Origin of the sequence: Microlunatus sagamiharensis (assembly GCF_900105785.1) — a bacterium.
In the GTDB taxonomy this organism is placed as follows: Bacteria; Actinomycetota; Actinomycetes; order Propionibacteriales; family Propionibacteriaceae; genus Microlunatus; species Microlunatus sagamiharensis.
The window spans coordinates 1,402,364-1,425,733 of sequence record NZ_LT629799.1 but is presented as its reverse complement, the minus strand read 5'-3'; the positions used below and the strand labels follow the sequence as shown (position 1 = coordinate 1,425,733).

General features: G+C 73.9%; 23 protein-coding genes and 1 riboswitch. Of the genes, 13 read left to right on the top strand and 10 right to left on the bottom strand.

Annotated features, from left to right (window positions below; all coding sequences use genetic code 11):
- Positions 1 to 7: 7 nt before the first annotated feature.
- Positions 8 to 1,495 (bottom strand): HNH endonuclease signature motif containing protein, encoded by a 1,488-nt coding sequence (locus BLU42_RS06455; protein WP_157719852.1) that lies wholly within the window; start codon positions 1,493 to 1,495, stop codon positions 8 to 10.
- Here BLU42_RS06455 and BLU42_RS06450 point away from each other — a divergent pair.
- From BLU42_RS06450 to BLU42_RS06440, 3 genes are read left to right on the top strand one after another with little or no spacing between them, the layout of a single operon-like run.
- Positions 1,466 to 1,663, top strand: a complete 198-nt coding sequence (locus tag BLU42_RS06450; RefSeq protein ID WP_091073750.1) for a hypervirulence associated TUDOR domain-containing protein — start codon at positions 1,466 to 1,468, stop codon at positions 1,661 to 1,663. The genes BLU42_RS06455 and BLU42_RS06450 overlap by 30 nt on opposite strands.
- A gap of 29 nt (positions 1,664 to 1,692) precedes the next feature.
- The gene (locus BLU42_RS06445) at positions 1,693 to 2,913 is read left to right on the top strand and encodes a pyrophosphate--fructose-6-phosphate 1-phosphotransferase (RefSeq protein ID WP_091073749.1); all 1,221 of its coding nucleotides are present in this window, start codon (positions 1,693 to 1,695) and stop codon (positions 2,911 to 2,913) included.
- 14 nt (positions 2,914 to 2,927) lie between these two features.
- Positions 2,928 to 3,509, top strand: a complete 582-nt coding sequence (locus BLU42_RS06440; protein ID WP_231918474.1) for a GNAT family N-acetyltransferase — start codon at positions 2,928 to 2,930, stop codon at positions 3,507 to 3,509.
- 9 nt (positions 3,510 to 3,518) lie between these two features.
- Here BLU42_RS06440 and BLU42_RS06435 read toward each other — a convergent pair whose 3' ends face one another.
- Positions 3,519 to 4,598 carry an ArsB/NhaD family transporter gene (locus BLU42_RS06435; protein WP_091073748.1) on the bottom strand — a complete coding sequence of 360 codons (1,080 nt, stop codon included), beginning with the start codon at positions 4,596 to 4,598 and terminating at the stop codon, positions 3,519 to 3,521.
- A 36-nt stretch (positions 4,599 to 4,634) separates the two neighbouring features.
- On the opposite strand from BLU42_RS06435, the gene BLU42_RS06430 reads away from it, so the two are divergent.
- The 9 genes from BLU42_RS06430 (at position 4,635) to BLU42_RS06390 (ending at position 12,732) form a co-directional block, all read left to right on the top strand.
- Positions 4,635 to 4,919 carry a 4a-hydroxytetrahydrobiopterin dehydratase gene (locus BLU42_RS06430; protein WP_091073747.1) on the top strand — a complete coding sequence of 95 codons (285 nt, stop codon included), beginning with the start codon at positions 4,635 to 4,637 and terminating at the stop codon, positions 4,917 to 4,919.
- Positions 4,920 to 5,198: 279 nt separating this feature from the next.
- Positions 5,199 to 5,723, top strand: coding sequence for an MSMEG_0572/Sll0783 family nitrogen starvation response protein (locus BLU42_RS06425; RefSeq protein WP_091073746.1), 525 nt, complete (start codon positions 5,199 to 5,201; stop codon positions 5,721 to 5,723).
- Between the two features lie 24 nt (positions 5,724 to 5,747).
- Positions 5,748 to 6,803, top strand: coding sequence for an MSMEG_0568 family radical SAM protein (locus tag BLU42_RS06420; protein ID WP_091073745.1), 1,056 nt, complete (start codon positions 5,748 to 5,750; stop codon positions 6,801 to 6,803).
- Between the two features lies 1 nt (position 6,804).
- On the top strand, positions 6,805 to 8,217 hold the full coding sequence (locus BLU42_RS06415) for an MSMEG_0567/sll0787 family protein (protein ID WP_091073744.1): 1,413 nt from the start codon (positions 6,805 to 6,807) through the stop codon (positions 8,215 to 8,217).
- Positions 8,214 to 9,140 carry a carbon-nitrogen hydrolase family protein gene (locus BLU42_RS06410; RefSeq protein ID WP_091073743.1) on the top strand — a complete coding sequence of 309 codons (927 nt, stop codon included), beginning with the start codon at positions 8,214 to 8,216 and terminating at the stop codon, positions 9,138 to 9,140. The genes BLU42_RS06415 and BLU42_RS06410 overlap by 4 nt, the downstream gene beginning before the upstream one ends.
- Positions 9,133 to 9,426 carry an MSMEG_0570 family nitrogen starvation response protein gene (locus BLU42_RS06405; protein WP_091073742.1) on the top strand — a complete coding sequence of 98 codons (294 nt, stop codon included), beginning with the start codon at positions 9,133 to 9,135 and terminating at the stop codon, positions 9,424 to 9,426. Before BLU42_RS06410 ends, BLU42_RS06405 begins: the two co-directional genes overlap by 8 nt.
- Positions 9,423 to 10,739, top strand: coding sequence for an MSMEG_0569 family flavin-dependent oxidoreductase (locus tag BLU42_RS06400; protein WP_231918473.1), 1,317 nt, complete (start codon positions 9,423 to 9,425; stop codon positions 10,737 to 10,739). The genes BLU42_RS06405 and BLU42_RS06400 overlap by 4 nt, the downstream gene beginning before the upstream one ends.
- A 17-nt stretch (positions 10,740 to 10,756) precedes the next feature.
- Positions 10,757 to 11,629: a carbon-nitrogen hydrolase family protein gene (locus tag BLU42_RS06395; protein ID WP_091073741.1), complete on the top strand. Its 873-nt coding sequence runs from the start codon at positions 10,757 to 10,759 to the stop codon at positions 11,627 to 11,629.
- Positions 11,626 to 12,732 carry an MSMEG_0565 family glycosyltransferase gene (locus tag BLU42_RS06390; RefSeq protein ID WP_091073740.1) on the top strand — a complete coding sequence of 369 codons (1,107 nt, stop codon included), beginning with the start codon at positions 11,626 to 11,628 and terminating at the stop codon, positions 12,730 to 12,732. The genes BLU42_RS06395 and BLU42_RS06390 overlap by 4 nt, the downstream gene beginning before the upstream one ends.
- An 11-nt stretch (positions 12,733 to 12,743) precedes the next feature.
- On the opposite strand, the gene BLU42_RS06385 is transcribed toward BLU42_RS06390, so the two are convergent.
- A complete protein-coding gene (locus tag BLU42_RS06385; protein WP_091073739.1) occupies positions 12,744 to 14,948 on the bottom strand; it encodes a transglycosylase domain-containing protein in 2,205 nt (734 codons plus the stop codon).
- 101 nt (positions 14,949 to 15,049) lie between these two features.
- Between BLU42_RS06385 and BLU42_RS06380 the strand changes: the two genes are divergently transcribed.
- Positions 15,050 to 15,805, top strand: coding sequence for an alpha/beta hydrolase family protein (locus tag BLU42_RS06380; protein WP_091073738.1), 756 nt, complete (start codon positions 15,050 to 15,052; stop codon positions 15,803 to 15,805).
- 256 nt (positions 15,806 to 16,061) lie between these two features.
- On the opposite strand, the gene gcvP is transcribed toward BLU42_RS06380, so the two are convergent.
- The 7 genes from gcvP to BLU42_RS06345 form a co-directional block, all read right to left on the bottom strand.
- Positions 16,062 to 18,968: an aminomethyl-transferring glycine dehydrogenase gene (gene gcvP / locus BLU42_RS06375; RefSeq protein ID WP_091073737.1), complete on the bottom strand. Its 2,907-nt coding sequence runs from the start codon at positions 18,966 to 18,968 to the stop codon at positions 16,062 to 16,064.
- A 90-nt stretch (positions 18,969 to 19,058) separates the two neighbouring features.
- Positions 19,059 to 19,156: riboswitch (glycine riboswitch) on the bottom strand.
- Between the two features lie 95 nt (positions 19,157 to 19,251).
- Complete coding sequence (locus BLU42_RS06370; protein WP_197680639.1) at positions 19,252 to 19,857, bottom strand: MerR family transcriptional regulator; 606 nt, start codon at positions 19,855 to 19,857, stop codon at positions 19,252 to 19,254.
- Positions 19,858 to 20,132: 275 nt separating this feature from the next.
- Complete coding sequence (locus BLU42_RS06365) at positions 20,133 to 20,621, bottom strand: bifunctional nuclease family protein (RefSeq protein WP_091073735.1); 489 nt, start codon at positions 20,619 to 20,621, stop codon at positions 20,133 to 20,135.
- Positions 20,622 to 20,642: 21 nt separating this feature from the next.
- Complete coding sequence (gene ftsR / locus BLU42_RS06360; protein WP_091073734.1) at positions 20,643 to 21,377, bottom strand: transcriptional regulator FtsR; 735 nt, start codon at positions 21,375 to 21,377, stop codon at positions 20,643 to 20,645.
- Positions 21,378 to 21,396: 19 nt separating this feature from the next.
- Positions 21,397 to 21,924 carry an FHA domain-containing protein gene (locus BLU42_RS06355; protein WP_091073733.1) on the bottom strand — a complete coding sequence of 176 codons (528 nt, stop codon included), beginning with the start codon at positions 21,922 to 21,924 and terminating at the stop codon, positions 21,397 to 21,399.
- 122 nt (positions 21,925 to 22,046) lie between these two features.
- On the bottom strand, positions 22,047 to 22,433 hold the full coding sequence (gene gcvH, locus BLU42_RS06350; protein ID WP_091073732.1) for a glycine cleavage system protein GcvH: 387 nt from the start codon (positions 22,431 to 22,433) through the stop codon (positions 22,047 to 22,049).
- A 56-nt stretch (positions 22,434 to 22,489) separates the two neighbouring features.
- On the bottom strand, positions 22,490 to 23,362 hold the full coding sequence (locus BLU42_RS06345; protein ID WP_091079603.1) for a DUF881 domain-containing protein: 873 nt from the start codon (positions 23,360 to 23,362) through the stop codon (positions 22,490 to 22,492).
- Positions 23,363 to 23,370: the final 8 nt, after the last annotated feature.

Here is a 23,370-nt window from a genome sequence, read left to right as displayed (position 1 = left end):
TCCTGCCTCAGCAGACGAGGTGGCGGGTGGTGATGCGGGTGTTGCGCAACGGTCTCTGCCGCGGATCGACCCAGGCGGGTGGGGTCCAGGTCGGGAGCCGCTCGACCATCCGGCACGTCCAGCCCCGGGCCAGGAACTGGCGGTGGTGGTAGCGGCACAGCAGGGTCAGGTTGTCCAGATCGGTACGGCCCTTGTCGACCCAGGCGACGACGTGGTGGCGTTCGCACCACTCGGGCGGGTGCTCACACCCTGGGAAGCTGCACCCGCCGTCTCGCGCGACGAGCGCCATCGTCTGGCCCGGTGTCGCCAGGCGGCTCGAACGGCCCATCGACAGCACCACACCCCGCGCGTCCACCACCGTCGGGAAGCAGACCGCGGAGTCCACCAGCTCGGCCACCGCCGCAGCCCCGAGGCGTGTGCCGTCGCTCGTCGTGCCCGCCCCGGCGCGGCGCTGGAGGTCGTCGGCGCTGATCGTCACGATCACCGTGGCCGGGGTGCCGCCGGAGTCGGGCAGCGTCCCGGAGCGCAGCAGCCGGTCGCAGACCTCCTCCAACGCGTCGTGTATCCGCTGACCGTGGTGACGCGGGTCGACCTCGGTCACCGACCGGCCCTCGACCTCACCCACCACGCTGTTCCTCGGTGCCGCCAAGGGTGAGAGGACCGCCTTCAGCTTCGCCCCGAGGGTCGGGGTCAGCCGGAACTCGCCCACGCACATCCCGTCCCGTGCGGTCCGCAGGGTGAGGTGGCGTCGTTCGGCGTCGACCTCGTCGGCCGGCAGGGTCCCGTCCGGGTCGACCCGCTCGACCACCTGCCGGGTCAGGTCGGCGAGCGGCTTCGGGGCGAACGCGACCACGAACCCGGCCATCAGCTCCTCCGCCGCGCTGACCTCGACCGGGTCGAAGCCACGATGATCGACGGTCGCGAGGGCGCGCAGGCACACGTCGACCTGCTCCGGGCTCGCGTCCCCGGCCTCCTGTGCCGCGGCCAGCGCGGGCCGCAGCGGCGCCAGGGGCTCCCCGGTCACCGAGCGCCGTGACCCGAGCTGCTCGGCAGCCCGCACCCGCCGGGCCGCCTCGCCCCGCGACACCCGCAGCGCCCAGGTCAGGACCCCGGCCATGCTCCGCTGGGTCAACGTCTCGGGCAGCCGGCGGGCCTCGCCCTCGGCGACCAGCGCGTGGTCGAGCAGGGCGTGCCGGTTGCGCAGCCGCTCGACCCGCTGCAGCACCGCGACCAGGCCCAGGTCGTCGTGATCGCCCAGGCCGCCGTCACCGACCAGCTTCAGCAGATGGTCGAACGACGCCTCGTGCGCAGCCAGGGCGAGCTCGACCGGCGTCGCCTCCACCAGCTCCCCGTCCATGCTGAAGACAGTACGGAAGCCCACCGACAGAATCGAACACCTGTTCTTCTCGCGCTCACGACGACCCGCGTCGTCGGTTCGTCTGACCCTCCCGCTAGTTTCTCGACCATGGCGATCAGCAAGGGCGACACCGTCCACTGGAACACCCCGCAGGGCAAGACCGAGGGCAAGGCGGTGGAGAAGAAGACCAAGGAGTTCCACCTCGACGGGCAGAAGTTCAACGCCTCCGAGGACGATCCGTACTGGGTCGTCGAGTCGAGCAAGAGCGGCAGCAAGGCTGCTCACAAGGAGTCGTCGCTGTCCTGACCCCCGCCCGCGTTCGGTAGGTTCGGAGCATGGTGAAGAAGGTTGCCCTCCTGACCGCCGGCGGCTTCGCGCCCTGCCTGTCCTCCGCGATCGGCGGGCTGGTCGAGCGCTACTCCGAGGTCGCTCCCGACATCGAGATCGTCGCCTACCGGTACGGCTACCAGGGCCTGCTGACCGGCGACTCGATCCCCGTGACGGACGTGGTGCGCAAGAACGCCTCGCGGCTGCACGCCTTCGGCGGCTCCCCGATCGGCAACTCGCGGGTCAAGCTGACGAACGCCGCCGACTGCGTCAAGCGCGGCCTGGTAAGCGAGGGCACCGACCCGGTCAAGGCGGCGGCCGACCGCCTCACCGAGGACGGCATCGACGTCCTCCACACGATCGGCGGCGACGACACCAACACCACGGCGGCCGACCTGGCCGCCTTCCTCGCCGACAACGACTACGGCCTGACCGTCGTCGGCCTGCCCAAGACGATCGACAACGACGTGGTCCCGATCCGGCAGTCGCTGGGCGCCTGGACCGCCGCCGAGCAGGGCGCGCGCTTCGCCGAGAACATCATCGCCGAGCACAACTCCGGCGCCCGCAACCTCATCGTCCACGAGGTCATGGGCCGCCACTGCGGCTGGCTGACGGCCGCGACCGCCAAGGCGTACCGCGACTGGCTCGACACCCGTGAGTGGCTCCCGGAGATCGGGCTCACCCGCGAGGCCTGGGACGTCCACGGCGTCTACGTGCCCGAGGCCGAGTTCGACCTCGAGACCGAGGGGAGGCGGCTGCGCGAGGTCATGGACCGCGTCGGCTCGGTCAACCTCTTCCTCTCCGAGGGCGCCGGCCTCAGCACGATCGTCGCCGACCTCGAGAGCTCCGGCCAGGAGGTCGCCCGCGACCCCTTCGGCCACGTCAAGATCGACAAGGTCAACCCCGGCCAGTGGTTCGCGAGCCAGTTCGCCGAGCGCCTGGGCGCCGAGAAGGTGCTCGTGCAGAAGTCGGGCTACTTCTCCCGCTCCGCCGCGGCGAACGACGCCGACCTGGCCCTCATCCGCTCCATGACCGACCTCGCCGTCGACTGCGCGCTGCGCGGCGAGTCGGGCGTCATCGGCCACGACGAGGAGCGCGGCGACGAGCTCCGGGCGATCGAGTTCTCCCGGATCAAGGGCGGCAAGCCCTTCGACATCACCACCGGCTGGTACGGCGAGCTGCTCGAGGGCATCGGCCAGCCGCCGGCCAAGGCCGCGGCCGAGCACTGAGCCCGACCTCCTCCGTGACGCAGGAGCTGCCGCACCCGCTGCGGACGGAGCGGCTGCTCCTGCGCCCGATCGACCCGGTGGCCGACGTCGACGCGATCCACGCGTACGCCTCTCGCGAGGACGTCTGCCGCTACATCCCCTGGACGCCGCGCACCCGCGAGGACGTCGTCGCCTGGCTCCCCCGCCGGACGTCGACGGCCCTCACGGGCGGGGCCTCGCTGGCCATCACCCTTCGCGAGACCGGCGAGCTGGTCGGCGACGTGATCCTCATGTGGCACGACGAGGAGCAGCGGACCGGAGAGGTCGGCTACGTGGTCAACCCCGCGTACGCCGGCCGCGGGTACGCGACCGAGGCCGCGCGGGCGGTCGTCGACGCCGCCTTCACCCGCCTCGACCTGCACCGCGTCGTGGCCCGCATCGACGCGCGCAACCCGGCCTCGGGCGCGGTGCTGTGCCACCTCGGGATGCGGCAGGAGGCCGTCCTCGTCGAGAACGAGTGGTTCAAGGGCGGGTGGAGCACCGAGATCGACTTCGCCGTCCTCGCGCGCGAGTGGCGCGAGCACCACGGCCGCCCCGAGGCGGAGGCCAACCGCTAGCGGCACCCGTCAGAGGAAGGCCAGCGACAGGGTCGCGGTCACCATCAGCACGGGGACCAGCACCAGGCCCCGCAGGGCGAAGCCGCCCCAGGAGACCGACACGCCCGCCGCGCGGCAGCGCGCCGCCCAGAGCAGGGTGGCCAGGCTCGCCCACGGGGTGATCAACGGTCCGGCGTTGACCCCGACGAGCAGGGCCACGAGGCGTACGGGGTGGTCGAGCACGGCCGGCTCGAGCGCGAGGTAGGCCGGCAGGTTGTCGAGCAGGTTCGCACCGAGCGCACCGATCCCGGCGACGCGCAGCAGGTCCACCCACGCCGAGCCCGACCCGGTCAGCCGGCCCAGGACGTCGGACAGCCCGTGGTCGTGCGCCAGCTGGACGAGCACGAAGAGCACCGAGACGCCGAGCACCAGCTGCCAGGGCAGCATCCGCCAGCTCAGCAGGTGGCGCGCCCCGAGGGCGCAGGCCACGACGAGGACCGCGGCGCCCACGGCCGAGACGACGAGGACGTTCCCGACGAGGACGAAGGCGGGCCCGAGCAGCGCGCAGACGACCACGCCGAGCCACAGCAGCCGCGGGTGGGCGAACGTCGGCGCCTCGCCCAGCACGAACCGCCCGCGCAGCGAGCGCAGGAAGAACAGCGCGAGCGCCACGACCGTGACGACGGTGCAGGTCACCGCCGCCGGCCAGGTGAGCCCGAGGAACGCGGGGACGCCGGCGTCGGGCAGCCGGGTGAGGGCGAGCAGGTTCGTCAGGTTGGAGACCGGCAGGAACAGCGACGCGGTGTTCGCGAGCCAGACGGCCGTGAACGCGAAGAGCATCCGGTCCAGCCCGAGCTGCGCGGCGAGCGCGAGCACAACCGGGGTGAGCAGCACCGCGGTGGTGTCGAGGGAGAGGACGGCCGTCGCGAGCACCGCGACGAGCACCACCAGCAGCCACAGCCCGAGCACCGATCCGCGGGCGAGCCGCGCCGTGCCGCGGGCCAGGAGCGAGAAGACACCCAGGCCGTCGGCGAGCTCGGCGACGACGGTGATGCAGACGACGAAGCCGAGGATGGGCAGCACCCGGGCCGCGAGCTCGGTCAGGTCCATGGGTGCACCACGTCGCAGAACGCTAGCGTTGCCCGCGTGCCCAGGCTGCTGACGTCCGAGGACGTCGCCGTCCAGCTGCGCGACCTGCCCGGGTGGGCGTACGCGGACGACCGGCTCGTCCGTGAGGTGCAGCTCGCGACCTTCGCCGCCGCGCTCGACCTGGTCGTCGCCGTCGGTGGCGAGGCCGAGGAGATGAACCACCACCCCGACGTCGACCTTCGCTACGACCGCGTCCGGTTCGCGCTGTGGACCCACGTCGCCGGGGGCGTGACGCAGTACGACGTCGAGCTGGCGCACCGGATCAGCGCGCTCCTGCCGTAGGGCGGGTCCTGCACAAGGGGACGCCGACCTCTTCGAGGCCTCCTTCGACAGGCTCAGGACAACGCTTCGACAGGCTCAGGGAGCGTTCCTAGGGCATGGGTCCCACGTCCACCTCGCACCAATCCGATCGGCGAGGTGAGTCGCGCGCGACACGACCGTTACCGGTGTCACCGCGGCTTGTTCCGTGCGTAACCCGTCTGGAACCGCTCCCGGCCGAGGATCGATGCAGGCCGCGACGCATGGGGCGCCCGCGGACACCTCGACCACCAGGAGCACCCTGTGCCGCTGTTCGACGACGAGATCCTCGCCAAGATCGAGACCTCGCGGAACGAGATCCCGCACCCCTCGACGGAGAAGGGGACCTCGATCTACGGGTCGACCAAGATCTTCCCCGACATCCAGGCCGAGCCCGGCCAGTCGTACCTCACGCTGATCCACGGCATCGCCCACGAGTCGAGCGTGAGCTTCGTGGCCTGCCTGCAGGCGCTGCGCGCGCTGCGCAAGGGCTTCGACTCGGTCGTCTACCTCTACGGCCCGGGCTCGATGAACGCGATCGCCACCCGCGGCTTCCCGACGACCGGGGACTCGGCCTTCCCGGGCGAGCAGAACATCAACAACACGCTGCAGACCTTCATGGACGAGGGCGGCACCGTCTTCGTCTGCCGCTTCGGGCTCTCGCTGCACGGCCTGCGCGAGGAGGACCTGATGCCGGGCACGATCCCCTGCCACCCGCTCGACGTGCAGGACGCGCTCATCTACTTCGCCAACAAGGGCGCGATCATCAACTCGACCTACATGGTCTGATCCGGCGAGCGACCCGGAGCGGCCATGACGACCACCACGCGGGTGGACCTCGCCATCCTCGGCATCCGCGGCCGGGCCCCGGTCAGCCGGCGCGCCGGCGCGGGGCCGAGCGACGACGGGCACCTGGTCCTGGACGGCCGCAGCGTCGCCGTCCCCCTGAACGACGCCAGCCCCTACTGGCTGGAGGGCGACACGCTGCTGCGCGACGGCGTCGTGGTCGAGGACGTCGCCGTGGAGCCGGTGCGCCGCCCGCGCTTCTACGACCTGCGCACGGCGGAGGGGACCTCGTACGAGATGCTCGCCCGCCTGCACGGGCGTGACGTGCTGGCCACGACGGTCGTCCAGACGTGCGTGCGCTACGACGAGGCCGAGCGCTGCCGGTTCTGCGCGATCGAGGCCTCCCTCACGGCGGGGTCGACGGTCGCGGTCAAGCGGCCGTACGACCTGGCCGACGTCGCCGAGGCGGCCGTCCGGCTCGACGGGGTGCGCCAGATGGTCATGACGACCGGCACCTCGGCCGGGCGCGACCGGGGCGCCACCCACCTGGCCCGGTGCGTGCGGGCGGTCAAGGCCCGCGTGCCCGACCTGCCTGTCCAGGTCCAGTGCGAGCCGCCCGGCGACCTCGCCACGATCACCGAGCTCCGCGAGGCGGGCGCCGACGCCATCGGCATCCACGTCGAGTCGCTCGACGAGGACGTCCGGCGCCGGTGGATGCCGGGCAAGTCCCGCGTCGCCCTGGACGAGTACCGCGCGGCCTGGGCCGAGGCCGTCCGCGTCTTCGGGCGCAACCAGGTGTCGACCTACCTGCTCGTGGGCCTGGGCGAGGACCCCGACGAGCTCGTGGAGGGGGCCCGCGCGCTGATCGCGATGGGCGTGTACCCCTTCGTCGTGCCGTTCCGGCCCCTGGCCGGGACGCTCGCGCAGGCCGACGGTGCCACGGCACCCGACCCGGCCGTCCTCGAGGACGTGACCCGGCGGGTGGCCGCCGACCTGGTGGCGGCCGGCATGACCTCCGACGGGCAGCGCGCGGGCTGCGCAGCCTGCGGGGCGTGCAGCACGCTGAAGCAGCAGGGCGCCTGAGGTGGCGCTCTTCGACGTCGAGGTCCTGACCCGGGGAGCCACGGGCTCCCCGGCGTCGGCCGCCACCACGGTCGGCGTGGCCGAGGACCGGGCCGACCTCGACGCGGCGCGCCGGCTGCGCCACGCGACGTTCGTGCTCGAGCAGGGCCTGTTCGCCGGGTCCGACCGGGACGACACCGACGACGACCCCCGCGCGCTCACGCTCGTGGCCCGCGACCCGGCCGGCGTGGTGACCGGCACCGTCCGCCTCGCGCCCGCCACGGGCGACCGCGACCTGGGCTGGTGGGTCGGGAGCCGGCTGGCCGTCGCCCGCCCGGCGCGCGGCCACGGCGCCGGCGTCGGCGCGGCCCTCGTCCGGGCGGCCTGCGCGCACGCCGAGCGGCTCGGCGCCCTCCGGTTCGACGCCCACGTCCAGCGACCGAACGCGCCCCTGTTCCGACGGCTCGGGTGGGAGGAGATCGGCGACGAGGTCGCGTACGGGCGTCCGCACGTCGCCATGACCTGGCCCGTCGACCGGGTCGCCCGGCTGGCGGCACGCACCAAGGCGCCGCTCGGACCGCTGCTCGCACCCTTCGCCGGCGGACCGGCCGGCCTCGGCGGGCGCGGCTTCCTCGGCGACGACGCCGCTCCCGTCCCGGGCTCCGACCTGGTCGCGGCGACCGACGCGATCCTGCCGTCGATGGTCGAGCGCGACCCGACCTGGGCCGGCTGGTGCGCGGTCCTGGTCAACCTCAACGACCTGGCCGCCACCGGCGCCGAGCCCGTCGCCCTCCTCGACGCGGTCGGGGCCCGCGACGCCAGCTTCGCCAGCCGCGTCGTCCGCGGCGTCGCCGCCGCGGCGGCGGCCTGGGACGTGCCCGTCGTCGGCGGGCACACCCAGCTCGGGGTGCCCGGCTCGCTCTCGGTCACCGCGCTGGGCCGGACGCCGCGTCCCGTCCCCGGCGGGGGCGGCCGGCCGGGCCACGCCGTCACGGTGACGGCCGACCTCGGCGGCGGGTGGCGCCCCGGCTACTCCGGCGCCCAGTGGGACTCCACGAGCGGGCGGACCACCGAGGACCTGCAGGCCCTGGGCTCGTTCGTGGCCCGCAGCGCGCCCGCCGCGGCCAAGGACGTCAGCATGGCCGGGCTCGTCGGCACGCTCGGGATGCTCGCCGAGGCCAGCGGCTGCGGCGCCGTGCTCGACGTCGACGCCGTCCCCACGCCCGCCGGGGCGACCACCGGCGACTGGCTGACCTGCTTCCCCGGCTTCGCCATGGTCACCGCCGACGAGCCGGGCCGCGAACCCGCACCCGCTGGTCCCGCGACCAGCCGCGCCTGCGGCGAGCTCACCACCGGCGCGGGCGTTCGGCTGCATTGGCCGGACGGCCGCACCACCCCCGCCCTCACCACCGTCACCGGACTAGGACGCGCATGAGCCCCACCGACCAGACCACGATCACCGTCGTCGCCGACGAGTTCGGCCGCGACCTCGACGCGGCCTACGGCACCATCGCCCGCACGATCGCCACGGCCCGCGAGCGCGGCACCGACCTGCTCGTGCTGCCCGAGGCGTGCCTGGGCGGCTACCTGCCGAGCCTGGGCAGCGTCCACGACGACGAGGAGACCCTCGCCCGCCGCCGACGGAACCTGCCCCCGGCGTTCGCGCTCGACGGCCCGGAGCTCGCCCGGGTCGCGGCGATGGCCGGCGACATGACCGTGCTGCTCGGCCTGTGCGAGCGGGCGGAGGAGGGCGGCGCGGAGGTCCGCTACAACACCGCGGTCGCCCTCACCGGCGACGGCGTCCTGGCCGCGCACCGCAAGGTGCACCAGCCCCTCGGGGAGAACCTGAGCTACTCAGCCGCCTCGCGCTTCGAGGCCTTCGACTCACCGGTCGGGCGGATCGGGATGCTGATCTGCTACGACAAGGCCTTCCCCGAGGCGTCGCGCACCCTGGCCCTCGACGGCGCGGAGATCATCGCCGCGCTGTCGGCCTGGCCGACGGCGCGCACGGCCGCGGCCGACCGGATCGAGGACGACCGCTGGAAGAAGCGCTTCGACCTCTACGACGCCGCCCGCGCGCTCGACAACCAGGTCGTCTGGGCGGCGTCCAACCAGACCGGCACCTTCGGCTCGCTGCGCTTCGTCGGCAACGCCAAGGTCGTCGGGCCCGGCGGCGACGTCCGCGCCGAGACCGGGGTCGCCGGCGGGCTCGCCACGGTGACGCTCGACGTCCACGCCGAGCTCGCCGCCGTGCGCCAGGGCATGTACGCGCTGCGTGACCGCCGCCCGTCGGCGTACCGGCTCGACGCCGTCCTGCCCGACTACCCCGCCGAGCGTCCGGAGCCCGCGTATGCCTGAGCTCACCTTCACCACCGTCTGGCCCGACGGGCGACGGCTGCAGACCTACTCGCCCTCGCTGGTGGTCCACGACCACCTCGAGGTCGGCCGCTCCTACGGGGTCGACGACTTCGTCGGCCGGGCCGAGGCCGCGCTCACCGAGGCCAGCGAACGGGTCCGCGCCCGGTGGGGACGGCCCTGCACCGCGGCCCGCGCGTCGCTCGCGACGATCCACGTGGTCGCCGAGGAGCAGCCCGACGGGCTCGTCACGGTCGAGTCGATGGACCCGCCGGCGGTGGCCCCGTGACCGCGACCGACCCTCCGACCGACGCGGCGACTTCCGTGGAGCACGTCGAGGTCGCGGTCGTCGGCGGCGGGCAGGCGGGGCTCAGCGCGAGCTGGTTCCTCGCGCGGGCCGGCGTCGAGCACGTGGTGCTCGAGCGCGCGACCGCCGGCCACGACTGGCAGGACCGGCGCTGGGACTCCTTCACCCTCGTCACGCCCAACGTGCAGTGCCGCCTGCCCGGCTACCCCTACCCCGGCGACGACCCGTACGGCTTCATGACCCGTGAGCAGACGGTCGCCTACCTCGCCGAGTACGTGCGGCGCACCCGGCCGCCGCTGCGCGAGCAGACCACGGTGGTCGAGCTGCGCCAGGGCGCCGGGGGCGGGTTCGTCCTCGACCTCGACTCCCCCGACGGCCGCTCGGTGCTGCACGCCGAGCAGGTGGTCGTCGCCGTCGGCGGCTACCACCGGCCCCGGGTCCCCCGCCTGGCCGAGCGGCTGCCCGACGACCTGGTGCAGGTGCACTCGGCGGCGTACAAGAGCCCCGAGCTCCTCCCCGACGGTGCGGTGCTCGTGGTCGGCACCGGCCAGTCCGGCGCGCAGATCGCGGAGGACCTGCACCTCGCCGGGCGCCAGGTCCACCTCGTCGTGGGCTCCGCGCCGCGTTGCGCGCGGCGCTACCGGGGCCGCGACTGCATCGACTGGCTCGAGGAGATGGGCCTCTACGACGTCGCGGTGGAGGACACCCCGGGCGGGCTGCGCGCGCGCGCGAAGACGAACCACTACATGACGGGGCGCGACGGCGGCCACGACATCGACCTGCGGCGCTTCGCGCTGGAGGGCATGGCGCTCTACGGCCGTCTTGTCGGCGTGGACGGGTCCCACCTCGGCTTCGCTCCGACGCTCGAGGCGTCGCTGGACCACGCCGACCAGGTCGCGGAGAGCATCAAGGACGCGATCGACCGGCACGTCGGCGCCACCGGCGTCGAGGCACCCACCGAGCCCCGCTACGTCCCCGTCTGGCGACCGCCGACCGAGCCGGACGCGCTCGACCTCCGCGCCGCGGGGATCACGTCCGTCGTCTGGGCCACCGGCTTCACCAGCGACTTCGGCTGGGTGCGGGTCCCGGTCTTCGACGGGCGCGGCGCGGTCGGCCACCACCGCGGCGTGACTGCGGTCGAGGGGCTGCACTTCCTCGGGCTGCCGTGGCTGCACACCTGGGGCTCCGGCCGCTTCGCCGGGCTCACCCGCGACGCCGAGCACGTGGTCGACCACGTGGTGGCGCGGGCCGCCGCCGGCACCCGCCCCCAGCGCCACCTCCGGCTCACCTCGTGACGCGGGCCTGAGGCCGCGTGGCTCCGACGCGCGTCGGCGCGGTGGCCGGCCACTTCGGCCGGGACGTCGCGCGGACCCTGGCCAAGCTCGAGGCCCTGGTCGCCGGGGCCCGGCGCGACGGCACCGACCTGCTGGTGCTGCCCGGGGCGACGATCGGCGGCTACGTGCCCGACCTGCAGCCGGGCCGGGAGGCCGGGACCCAGGACCTGCCCCCCGCCTTCGCGCTGGACGACGAGGCGGTCCAGCACGTCCGTCGGCTGGCCGGGTCCATGGTGGTGTGCTTCGGCTTCTGCGAGCTCGACGACGGCTGCCGCTACAACACCGCGGTCTGCGTGAGCGGGGACGGGGTGCTCGGGCGGCACCGCAAGGTCCACCAGCCGGTCGGGGAGTCGGCGGCGTACGCGGCCGGCGACGGCTTCGCGGCCTTCGACACCCCGGTCGGGCGGATGGGGCTGCTCGTCGACTACGACAAGACCTTCCCCGAGTCGGCCCGCACGCTCGCGCTCGACGGCGCCCAGCTCGTCGCGGCCCTCTCGGCCTGGCCGGCCAGCGTCACCGACCGCGCCGCGCGGCTGGCCGACGACCGGCAGGCGCGGCTCTTCGACATCTACGACGCGGCCCGCGCCGCGGAGAACCAGGTCGTGTGGGTCTCGTCCAACCAGACCGGCGTGCTCGGCGACCTCCGCTTCCTCGGGCAGGCCAAGGTCGTCGGCCCGGGAGGCCGGACGCTGGCCCGGACCGGCACCAAGGGCGGCCTCGCCGCCGTCGAGCTCGACGTCGCCGCGGAGGTCGCCCGGGCCCGCCGGGTGCTGCACCACCTCGTCGAGCGGCGGCCCGCGGCGTACGCGACGGCCGGCCGCACCCGGACGTGGGCGGAATCGGTTCGGTGAGGGTCGCCCTGCTCACCTACTCGACCCGCCCGCGCGGCGGGGTCGTGCACACCCTCGCGCTGGCCGAGGCGCTCGCCGGGCTCGGTGTGGACGTGACCGTGTGGACCCTCGGCCGCGGCGGCGACGGGGGCTTCTTCCGCCCGGTGGACCCTCAGGTGCACGTCGAGGTCGTGCCTCTGCCTCATCTCGAGGGTGAGGGTGTCGGCGAGCGCATCGTGCGCTCCATCGCCGTGCTCGGGGCCGCCCTCGCCGCGCACGAGCAGGCCGGCGGTGCCTACGACGTCGTCCACGCGCAGGACTGCATCAGCGCCAACGCCGTCCCGCGCTGCGTCCGCACGATCCACCACCTCGACACCGTCACGACGCCGGAGCTCGTCGCCTGCCACGAGCGGGCCGTCGTGCGCCCGTACGCGCACGTGTGCGTCTCGGAGTCCGTCGCCGCCGAGGTCCGCGCGGGCTGGGGGCTGGCGCCCGTGGTGATCCCGAACGGGGTGGAGGCTTCTCGCTTCGCCGCGGCCGCGGGCGACCCGGCCGCGGTCGCGCCCTGGCGGCGCCGGTTCGGTCGCTACGTGCTGGCGGTGGGGGGCATCGAGCCGCGCAAGGGCACCCTCGACCTGCTCGAGGCGTACGCCCTGGTCCGCGACCGGCTGCCGGACCTCTCGCTCGTCATCGCCGGCGGGGAGACGCTCTTCGACTACCGCGCCTACCGCGCGGCCTTCGACGCGCGCGCGGCCGAGCTGGACGTCGAGGTGCAGGTGCTCGGGCCCGTCGACCATGCGCTGCTGCCCGGCCTCGTGGCCGGGTGCGCGGCCTTCGGCTTCGTCTCGACCAAGGAGGGCTTCGGGCTCGCCGCCCTGGAGGCGCTGGCCGCCGGGGCGCCCGTCGTCGCCCGGCCGCTGCCGGTGCTGCGCGAGGTGCTGGGCGAGCACGTGCGCTACGGCAGCGACCCCGGTGAGATGGCCGAGGCCCTGCTGGCGTCGGTCGAGGACGGCCCGCTGCCCGGTGGCGGCGGGCTGGCCCACCGCTACACGTGGCGCGCGGCGGCCGAGCGGCACCTCGACCTCTACCGCAGCCTCAGCGGGGCGTCAGCCGCCCACGCCTGAGGGCAGCCTGCTCAGCGACCGCCGGGACCCGGCTGCTGCCCGGCGCCGTACTCGCCGTCCCGGCCGTCCTGGCCGGTGCCCTGGCCGCGCCCGAAGGGCGATGGTCCGCGGACGAGGTCGGCCGGCGGGCTCGGGAACGCCTCGGCCGGCTTGCCCTGGAGGTACTGCTCCATGGCCGGCTTCCAGATGCGCCGCCCGGCGTCGCCGGAGCCGGAGCCCTCGAGGTAGAGGCTGGTCGACGGGACGGTGTAGCCCTTGAGGCTCGTCGGCGTCTTCCGCTCCTTGTCGATGCTGATCATCGCCGCACCGGCGACCTGCGGGGTGTAGCCCGCGTACCAGACCGCCGCGTTGCTGTCGATGGTGCCGGTCTTGCCGGCCTGCGGGCGGCCGTCGGCCGTGCGGGCCCGCGCCCCGGTCCCCCGCGTGACGACGCTGGAGAGCAGCGAGTCCATCGCGCTCGCCACGTCCTCGGAGATGACGCGCTTGCAGCCCGCGTCCGGCACCTCCAGGGACTTGCCCGAGGAGTCGGTCACCTTGGTCACGATGACCGGGTCGCAGTGGATGCCGCCCGAGGCGAAGGTCGCGTAGGCGTTGGCCACCGACAGCGGGTTGGTCTCCGCGGTGCCGAGGGTGAAGGACGGCAGCGAGTCGTAGGAGCTGATCGGCTGTCCCGGGGTGTTGGACTCCACGCCCAGCTTCTCCGCCATCTTGGTGACGTCGCACATGCCGACGTCCAGGGCGAGCTGGACGAAGTAGGTGTTCACGCTGAAGTCGGCCGCGCGGTACATGTCCATGGAGCCGTTGACGCCCGTGGAGTTGGAGACTGGGAACTCGCCCACGATCGGGACGTTGCCCTCGCAGGAGTCGAAGCGCGCCCCGGAGAAGTCCATCCGGGCCTTCGCGTCGTAGCGCTGCGAGAGCGGCACGCCCTGCTCGAGCGCCGCGGCGGCGGTGAACGCCTTGAACGTCGACCCGGCCTGGAAGCCCTGGGCACCGCCCATCTCGGGCGAGACCGAGTAGTTCCAGTAGGTCTGGCCCTTCTTGGCGCTCGCGCCCATGACCGGCCGGCTCTGCGCCATGGCGATGATGCGACCCGTGCCCGGCTCGATCATGTCCATCGCGGCGATGACCGGGTCCTTGGCGCCGACGGCGCCGCTGACGGCCTTCTGGACGGCGTCCTGCGTGCTCGGGTCGATCGCGGTGCGGATGGTGAGCCCGCCGCGCATCAGCGCCTGCTCGCGGGCCTTCTCCGTCTTGCCGAGGCTCGGCATCGTCAGGACGGTGCGCTTCACGTAGTCGCAGATGAAGGGGTAGTCGGTGCTCTGGCAGCCGCTGGCGACGTCGTCGCCGGCCTTGGCGTCGAACTTCGACTTCTTGGCCTTGGTCACCGCCGCCTGGCTCGCGGTGCCGAGCTCGGCCATCCGGTCGAGCACGACGTTGCGGCGCTGGATGCCGGCGTCGGGGTGGGCGACCGGGTCGTAGCCGTTGGGGTTCTGCACCAGCCCGGCCAGCATCGCGGCCTGCGGGAGCGTGAGCTTGGCGGCGCTCGTGCCGAAGTAGTGCTCCGAGGCGGCCTCGATGCCGTACGCGCCCCCGCCGAAGTAGGCGATGTTCAGGTAGCGCTCGAGGATCTGGTCCTTGCTCATGGTGTCCTCGACCGACACCGCGTAGCGCAGCTCGCGCAGCTTGCGCTGGTAGCTGCTGTCGGTCGCGGCCTCGACGCCGGACTCGTCGCCCTTGAGGGCGGCGGCGTTGACCTGGACCTGCTTGACGTACTGCTGGGTCAGCGTCGACCCGCCCTGGGTGACGCCGCCGGCGAAGAGGTTCGTCACGAAGGCGCGCAGCGTGCCCTGGGCGTCGAGCGGACCGTGCTCGTAGAAGCGGTGGTCCTCGATCGAGATGAGCGCGGTGCGCATGACCGGCGCGATGTCGTCGAGGGTGACGTAGTCGCGGTTCTGGTCGTAGAAGTAGGCGATGACCTTGCCGTCGGCGTCGAGCACGCGCGTCCGCTGGCTCTGCGCCGGGGCGTCGAACTCCAGCGGCAGGCTGGCCATGCCCTCGCGCGCCTCCTTGGCGCCCCAGGCCGCACCGCCCACGAGGGGCAGCGCGGCGGCCGTGACCAGCAGGCCGCAGACCACGCTGACGAGCACGAAGAGACCGCCGGCGCGCAGCACGTGGCGCGGCCGGCGGGCAGGGGTCAGCGTCGGAGGAGTCATCGCCTGTGGTAACGCTCGGAGCGGCCCGAAGGTTTCCCTCCTGGGCCTGTGATCCGTGTCGCGCGGACGAGGAGGAGCCCCGGTCCTGCGAGGATCGGTCCGTGGCCGAGAAGGTGAGGTTCCCGAGCACCGGCGGACCGGCGCTCGGCGGGGCGGTCGACCTGCCCGAGGGCGCCGTGCGGGGCTGGGCGGTGCTGTCGCACGGCTTCACGCTGGGCAAGGACTCCCCCGCCGCCAGCCGGATCGCCAAGCAGCTCGCCCGCGAGGGCATCGGCGTGCTCCGCTTCGACAACCTGGGCCTGGGCGACTCCGAGGGCGACTGGGGCGACGGCTCCTTCTCCCGCAAGGTCCTCGACACCGCGGCGGCCGTCCGGTTCATGGAGGAGTCGGGGCGACCGGTCCGGCTCCTCGTCGGGCACTCCTTCGGCGGGGCGGCGGTCATCGCCGCGGCGCACCTCGCCGAGGGCGTCCGCGCGGTCGCGAGCATCGGGGCGCCGTACGAGCCCCGCCACGTCGAGCACAACTACGACGCGCTGCTCGAGCGGATCGAGGCCGAGGGCCAGGCGCCCTTCCTGGTCGGCGGCAAGGCGCTCACGCTGCGGCAGCACTTCATCGACGACGTCCGCGGTGCGGACCTGCACGAGCGGATCCGGACGCTGCGCCGGGCCCTGCTCGTGCTGCACTCCCCGACCGACGACACCGTCGGCGTCCGCAACGCCAGCCAGATCTTCCAGGCGGCCCGGCACCCGCGCAGCTTCGTGGCGCTCGAGGGCGCCGACCACCTGCTCACCGGGCGCGGCCAGGCCGCACGCGCCGCGCGCGTCATCAGCGCCTGGGCCGACCCCTACCTGGCGTGATCGGGCGCCCCGGGCTGCGTCTTTTCCCGGCCTCGCGTCGGAAATCTCACCAGCCGCGCAGATCGTCGCGCCTGCTGTTCATCCCGTCCCCCCGGCAGCAGCAGGCAGCGACCGCCGGCCGTGCCTGACGTCGCTGCCCCGTGCCGTCAGTCACCGGCCCCGGGGGACGGACCGAGTCCGTCCCCCGGAACCCCCGGCCTCGACCGAACGCTCCCTGACGAGGCGCTCGGTGCTCGAAGGCTCGGTCCTCGAGGGCTCAGTCCTCGAACGACTCGGGCGGCGGGCAGGTGCAGACCAGGTGCCGGTCGCCGAAGCCGCCGTCGATGCGCCCGACGGGCGGCCAGTACTTGTCGTGGCCCGTCGCGTAGATCGGGCCGGCGTGCAGCCCGGCGGGGTAGGCGCCGACGCGGCGCGAGTACGGGTGATCCCACTCGTCGGCGGTGACCGCGCCCTGGGTGTGCGGCGCGTTGACCAGCGGGTTGTCGTCGGCCGGCCACTCCCCCGACTCGACCCGGGCGATCTCGTCGCGGATGGCGAGCATCGCGTCGACGAAGCGGTCGAGCTCGGCGAGGTCCTCCGACTCGGTCGGCTCGACCATCAGCGTGCCGGGGACCGGGAAGCTCATGGTCGGGGCGTGGAAGCCGTGGTCGACCAGCCGCTTGGCCACGTCGTCGACGGTCACGCCGCTCGCCTTGGTGATCGGGCGCAGGTCGAGGATGCACTCGTGCGCGACCCGGCCGCCGCGGCCCGCGTACAGGACCGGGTACGCCGCGCCGAGCCGCTCGGCGACGTAGTTGGCCGCGAGCAGCGCGTGCTGCGTCGCCGAGGTGAGGCCCTCGGAGCCCATCATCGCGATGTAGGCCCAGCTGATCGGCAGGATGCCGGCCGAGCCGTGCGGGGCCGCCGAGACCGGGCCGACCGTGCCCTCGTCGATGTCGCCGGCGCCGCCGCGGGGGTCGCCGGGCAGGAAGGGCACCAGGTGCTCCCCGACCGCGACCGGGCCGACGCCCGGCCCGCCGCCGCCGTGCGGGATGCAGAACGTCTTGTGCAGGTTGAGGTGGCTGACGTCGGCGCCGAACCGACCCGGCTGGGCGAGCCCGAGCAGCGCGTTCAGGTTGGCCCCGTCGACGTAGACCTGGCCGCCCGCGTCGTGCACGAGGGCGCAGAGGTCGGTGATCGTCTCCTCGAAGACGCCGTGCGTGGAGGGGTAGGTGACCATGATCGCCGCCAGGTCGTCGGTGTGCGCCGCGATCTTGGCGCGCAGGTCGTCGAGGTCGACCGAGCCGTCGTCGGTGGCCTTGACCACGACCACCTTCATGCCGGCCATGACCGCCGAGGCGGCGTTGGTGCCGTGGGCCGAGGACGGGATCAGGCAGACCCGGCGCCCGTGGTCGCCCCGCGACTCGTGGTAGCCGCGGATGGCCAGCAGCCCGGCGAGCTCGCCCTGGCTGCCGGCGTTCGGCTGCACCGAGACGCGGGCGTAGCCGGTGACCTCGGCCAGCCAGCCCTCGAGGGTGGAGACGAGCTCGGCGTAGCCCTCGGCGTCGGCCGCGGGGGCCAGCGGGTGCAGGTTCGCGAAGCCGTCGTAGGAGATCGGCTCCATCTCCGTGGTCGCGTTGAGCTTCATCGTGCAGGAGCCGAGCGGGATCATCCCGCGGTCGAGCGCGAAGTCGCGGTCCGACAGCGCGCGCAGGTAGCGCAGCATCGCCGTCTCGCTGTGGTGGTTGCGGAAGACCGGGTGCTGCAGGTAGGCGCTCGTCCGCGCGCTGGCCGACAGGTCGCCGTACGTCCGGCGGGCCCGCTCGCCGCCGTGGTCGCTGCCGAAGGCCGCGCGGACCGCGTCGAGGTCGGCCGCGGTGGCGTCCTCCCCGACCGAGATCCCGACCCGGCCGGCGTCGACGAGGCGCAGGTGCACGCCGGAGCGGCGGGCGCGCTCGACGACCGCGGCCGCCTCCCCCGGGACGGCGACGGTCAGGGTGTCGAAGAACGCGGTGTGGTCGGGGGCCATGCCGGCGGCGTCGAGGTCGGCGGCCAGCGTCGCGGTGTCGGCGTGCACGCGCTCGGCGATCGCCCGCAGGCCCTCGGGGCCGTGGTAGACCGCGTACATGCTGGCCGCCACGGCGAGCAGCACCTGGGCGGTGCAGATGTTGGAGGTCGCCTTCTCGCGGCGGATGTGCTGCTCGCGCGTCTGCAGGGCGAGGCGGAAGGCCGCGGTGCCGTGGACGTCGCGGCTGACGCCGACCAGGCGCCCGGGCAGGGTGCGCTCCAGCCCGGCGCGGACCGACATGAAGGCGGCGTGCGGGCCGCCGTAGAAGAGCGGGACGCCGAAGCGCTGGCTCGACCCGACGGCGATGTCCGCGCCCCACTCCCCGGGCGGGGTGACGAGGGTCAGCGCCAGCAGGTCGCAGGCGGCGATGACGAGGGCGCCCTGGGCGTGCGCGGCCTCGGCCAGGGAGCGCAGCTCCTCGGTCGGGGCGAGGCAGCCGTCGGCGGCGGGGGTCTGGACGACGACGGCGAAGGCGTCGGTCTCGGCCAGCGCGGCGCCGAGGTCGTCGGCGAGGCGGACCTCGATGCCCAGCGGGACGGCTCGCGTCCGGACGACGGCCACGGTCTGCGGCAGCGTCGCGGCGTCGAGCAGCAGGACCTGGCCCTGCTTGGTCGCGCGGCGGGCCACGGTCATCGCCTCGGCGACGGCGGTGGCCTCGTCCAGCAGGCTGGCCCCGGCGGTGGGCAGCCCGGTCAGGTCGCTGACCATCGTCTGGAAGTTCAGGAGGGCCTCGAGGCGGCCCTGGCTGATCTCGGGCTGGTAGGGCGTGTACGCGGTGTACCAGGCCGGGTCCTCGAGCACGTTGCGGCGGATCACCGACGGGGTGACCGTGCCGTGGTAGCCGAGGCCGATCATCGCGCGCAGCGGGTTGTTGCGGGCGGCGAGGCCGCGGAGCGCGGTGAGCGCCTCGGTCTCCGACAGCGCCGGGGGCAGGTTCAGGGGACGGTCCATCCGGATCCCGGCCGGCAGCGCCTGGTCGACGAGCTCGGACAGCGAGGAGAGGCCGAGGGCGGCGAGCATCTTGTCGCGCTCGTCGGTGCGGGGACCGATGTGACGGTCGGCGAAGACTGGGCCGGTGGTGACTGCTCCGGCGTCGGTGGCTGCAGGACGGGCCATGAGGACGGCTCCCGGGGACGGCGGCTGCGCCGGTGACCGCGGGCGGGCGGGCACCGTTCCCCCTCTGTCACCGGATGGCTCCAGAGTCGTCATGGCCGCGCGGTCTGGGTGCCTGAGAGGTTCCGGGGATGTTGCCCCTTCGGCGGCAGCGCTCATCGCTGAACGCTGCGCTCTCCCGCGAGGTCGCTTGCTGCCCGCAACGTTACCGCAGCCGCGACAGAGCAGGGCCGCCACTCGTCGAGTAGCGGCCCTGGGAGGGTCGTGCGGTGCCCGGAGCGGCTGCCTAGCCGGCGGCGCGGGCGCGGCGGCGCAGCGAGAGCTCGTCGCCGGCCGCGGTGGCCGGCTCCGGCTCGACCTCGGCCCGCTCGGCCGGGAGCTCGGTCAGCGTGCCCTCGAGCGAGCGCCACACGCCGCCCAGCGCGATGCCGAAGACGCCCTGGCCGCCGCTGAGCAGGTCGATGACCTCGTCGTCGCTGGTGCACTCGTAGACCGAGATGCCGTCGCTCATCAGCGTGACCTGCGTCAGGTCGTCCACGCCGCGGGCGCGGAGGTGGTCGATGGCGGTGCGGATCTGCTGCAGCGAGATGCCGGCGTCGATGAGCTTCTTGATGACCTTGAGGATCAGGATGTCGCGGAAGCTGTAGAGCCGCTGCGACCCGGAGCCGCTGGCGCCGCGGATCTCCGGCACGACCAGCCCGGTGCGCGCCCAGTAGTCGAGCTGGCGGTAGGTGATGCCGGCGGCGCTGCACGCGATCGGACCGCGGAAGCCGAGGTCGCGCGGGACGGGCGAGAAGTCGCCCTCGAAGAGCAGCTCCTGCGCCGCGTCGACGACCTCGGGGCTCCTGGCCCCGTCGGGCCGCTGCGCGGCCGGCTGGTCGGTGCTGCTCACGGACACCTCCGGTGGTGATCCGCGCCCTGGTCGGGCGAGGATGGGCGGGCGGAGGACTCGTCCCCCGAGTCATCCTCTGCGTACGGTCCTGCTGCCCGTTGCCCGAGGAGGAGCCCCGGACCGCGTGCGACGTGCGTGTAATTCCCCTGCGGTACTTCTGCGCCTGAACCTAGGGCCCTACCACGGTCGCGGCCACCGACACGCCGACCCCGGGACCGATCAGGGTCGGACGAGCCTCAAGTCTGAAGACCGGGTCGAGAGTGGGCCCCGACCGGTCAGCCCTGGGACGCCGGCGGCTCGTCACCGGTCACGAAGTCGTCGGGGTCGACGTTGTCGAGGAACTCCCGGAACTTCTCGACCTCGTCCTCCTCGGCCTCCGGCATCTCGATGCCCGCGACGTCGAGGACGTCCTCGGCGCAGTAGATGTCCGAGCCCACCCGCAGGGCCAGGGCGATCGCGTCGGAGGGCCGGGCGCTGATCTCGGTGTCGTCGATGACGAGCACGGCGTAGAACGTGCCGCCCTCCAGCTCGGTGATGTGCACCGCGGTCAGACGGTGCTGCAGGCCGGCCAGCACGTCGACCATCAGGTCGTGGGTGAGGGGCCGGGGGGGCACCACGCCCTCCTGGGCGTTGGCGATGGCCGACGCCTCGTTCGCCCCGATCCAGATCGGCAGGAAGCGGCTCCCGCCCACCTCGCGCAGCAGCACCATCGGTGCGTTGGACGGCATCTCCACGCGGACGCCGACCACATCGAGCTCTCGCATGGGCCCAACCCTACGTCCGGCTCAGCGCTCCATCGCGGTGCGCACGAGAGCGGCGTGGAAGCTGATCACCAGCTGCGTGACCTCGCCCGAGACGTCCTTGTTGCCGCCCGCGCGACGCACGTACGGCGCGATCGCCTGCTCGACCAGGCCCACCTCGCGGTCGGCCGACATCTTGAACGCCCGCAGGTGCCGGCTGTCGATGCCGTACTCCCCCAGCCGGCGGGCGGCGATGGCCAGGGTCAGGGCGTCGCGGCCGTAGAAGCTGCCCCCGCGCCGGGGCGCCACGATGCCGGTGCGCTCGAGCTCCACGAGGCCCGCCTCGCTCAGCCCGCTCGCCTCCAGCAGGTCGGCGCGCGAGAGGCGCAGCGCCTTCTTGGGCGCCGCCGGCGGTGCGGCGGGGGTCGGTGGGGCCGCGGCGGTGGTCGGGCCGGCGCCCTGGGCGTCGAGCGTCTTGGGCTCGGGCGGGGTCTGGCCGCGGTCCATCATCTCGAGGTGCTCGCGGATGACCTTGAGCGGCAGGTAGTGCTCGCGCTGCACCGACAGCACGTAGCGCAGCCGCTCGACGTCGTGCTCGCCGTAGCGGCGGTAGCCCGAGGGGGCGCGCTGGGGCGTGATGAGGCCCTCGGACTCGAGGAAGCGGATCTTCGAGATCGAGATGTCGGGGAAGTCGCCGCTGAGCGCGGTCAGCACCTGGCCGATGCTGCGGGTGACCTCGCGCCCGCTGCCCGGCCGGCGCGGTTCGGGCGACGCCGTCACGACGACGCGTCCTCCACCGTCACCGGTCGGCCTCGCTCGGGCTCGCGTAGTAGACGAGACGGAACTTGCCGATCTGCACCTCGTCCTCCGGCTGCAGCAGCACCTCGTCGACGAGCTCGCGGTTGACGTAGGTGCCGTTGAGGCTGCCGAGGTCCTTCACGACCGTCCCGTCGGCGGTGCGCAGGAACTGCACGTGGCGCCGGGACACCGAGATGTCGTCGAGGAAGATGTCGGACTCGACGTGGCGCCCGGCCGTGGTGCTGTCGTGGTCGAGCAGGAAGCGGCTGCCCGCGTTCGGCCCGCGCTGCACGACGAGCATCCCCGAGCCGTGCGGCAGCGCCTGCACGGCGGCCTCGTCGACCGCGCTCAGTCCGTCGCCGGTCGCGTCGTCGGTCACCGGCGGGATCGTCTTGGTCGTCTCGCCCGAGGTCGGCCCCTGCGCGGACGCCCCAGCGGCGGGCGGGGCCGCGGTCAGCGGTGCACCGCACTGCGCGCAGAAGTTCGCCCCCTCCGGGTTGTCATGACCGCAGTTGGTGCAGAAGGGCATCGGGCTCGTTCCTCCGGTCTGAGAGTCACTCGGTCTGAGGCTCGAGACGTGATCGAGAGTTTAGGGGGCGGGCGACCCGGCGGCCAAGCGGTGCGACCGGGTGGGCGCAGGGACCGGGTGGCTCAGCTCCCGACCTGGTCGGCGTAGCCGTCGGCGTCGAGCAGGTCGTCGAGGTCGGCGTCCTCGTCGATCTCGAGCTCGTAGAGCCAGCCGTCGCCGTACGGGTCGCTGTTCACGGTCTCGGGGCTGCCCTCGAGGAGCGGGTTGACCGCGCTGACCGTGCCGGCGACCGGGCTGAGGACGTCGGAGACGCTCTTGGTCGACTCCAGCTCGCCGCAGGCGTCGCCGGCGGCCACGGCGTCGCCGACGGCGGGCAGCGAGACGTAGACGATGTCACCGAGCTGCTCGGTCGCGTACGCGGTGACGCCCACGCGCACGGTCGTCTCGTTGCCCTCGCGGACCCACTCGTGGTCGACGGAGTACTTGAGGTCTTCGGGGTAGTCGGACACGCGTGGGGGCTCCTGGTCAGGCGGGGGTGGGCTGGTGCGCGGCGGCCGGGGGCCGGTCAGCGCGGCGTCGGTCCAGCCGCGGCGGGCCGAGCGTACTGAGAGGCGGGCGGCGCGTGCAAGGACGTGACCACCACGTCGCCGAGCTGGGCGATCGTGACGTCGCCGCCGATCTTGGGTCCGGTGATCTCGGAGACGATGCCGCCGCGGAACCGCGCGGCCTCCTCGAGGCTGTGCGGGTCGCCGATCGCCTCGATCACGAGGGGCCGCTCGAGGGGCACGCCGTCGACGAGCAGGGTCGTGCCGTCGTTGCCGAACCACGTCGACGCGACCACCCGGGAGGAGTCGTTCACCTCGATCACCTCCGCCCCGGCGTCGCGCAGCTCCTCGACCGCGTCGAGCAGCACGTTGGCGTCGACCTTCTCCTGCGGGTCGCTGATCCGGATCCGGATCCCGGGCCCGTGGGCGGGCGCGGTGCCGGCGAGGATGCCCAGCTCCTGCACGCGGCGCGACGCGTCCTCGCGGGCGACCCGCTGGGTGTCGGCGCCCGACTGCAGGCGTGCCTTGGTCGACTGCAGCTCGGCGACCTCGGCCTCGAGCCGGCGCGACTCGACGCCGAGCCCGTCGAGGATCTGGACGAGGTCCTCGCGGCGGGCGGTGCGGTAGGCGTCGCCGGAGTCGTTGGTGCGGACCTGCATCACCCCGGCCATGCCGAGCAGGCAGAGCACCACCGCGGCGACGACCTGGCTGCGGCCCGGTCGCAGGGCGGCGCGGCCGATCCGGCGCCAGACGCCCGGGCGCGGCGGCGGGACCGGGCGCTCGTCGGACGACGGCCCCCCGGGCGTGCCGTCGGCCCCGGGCTCGACGATGCGCGCGCGAGCCCGGGCGAGGGCGGCGAGCCGGCGCGACGTGGCGCGGGGCGCGTCAGGCATGACCGCGC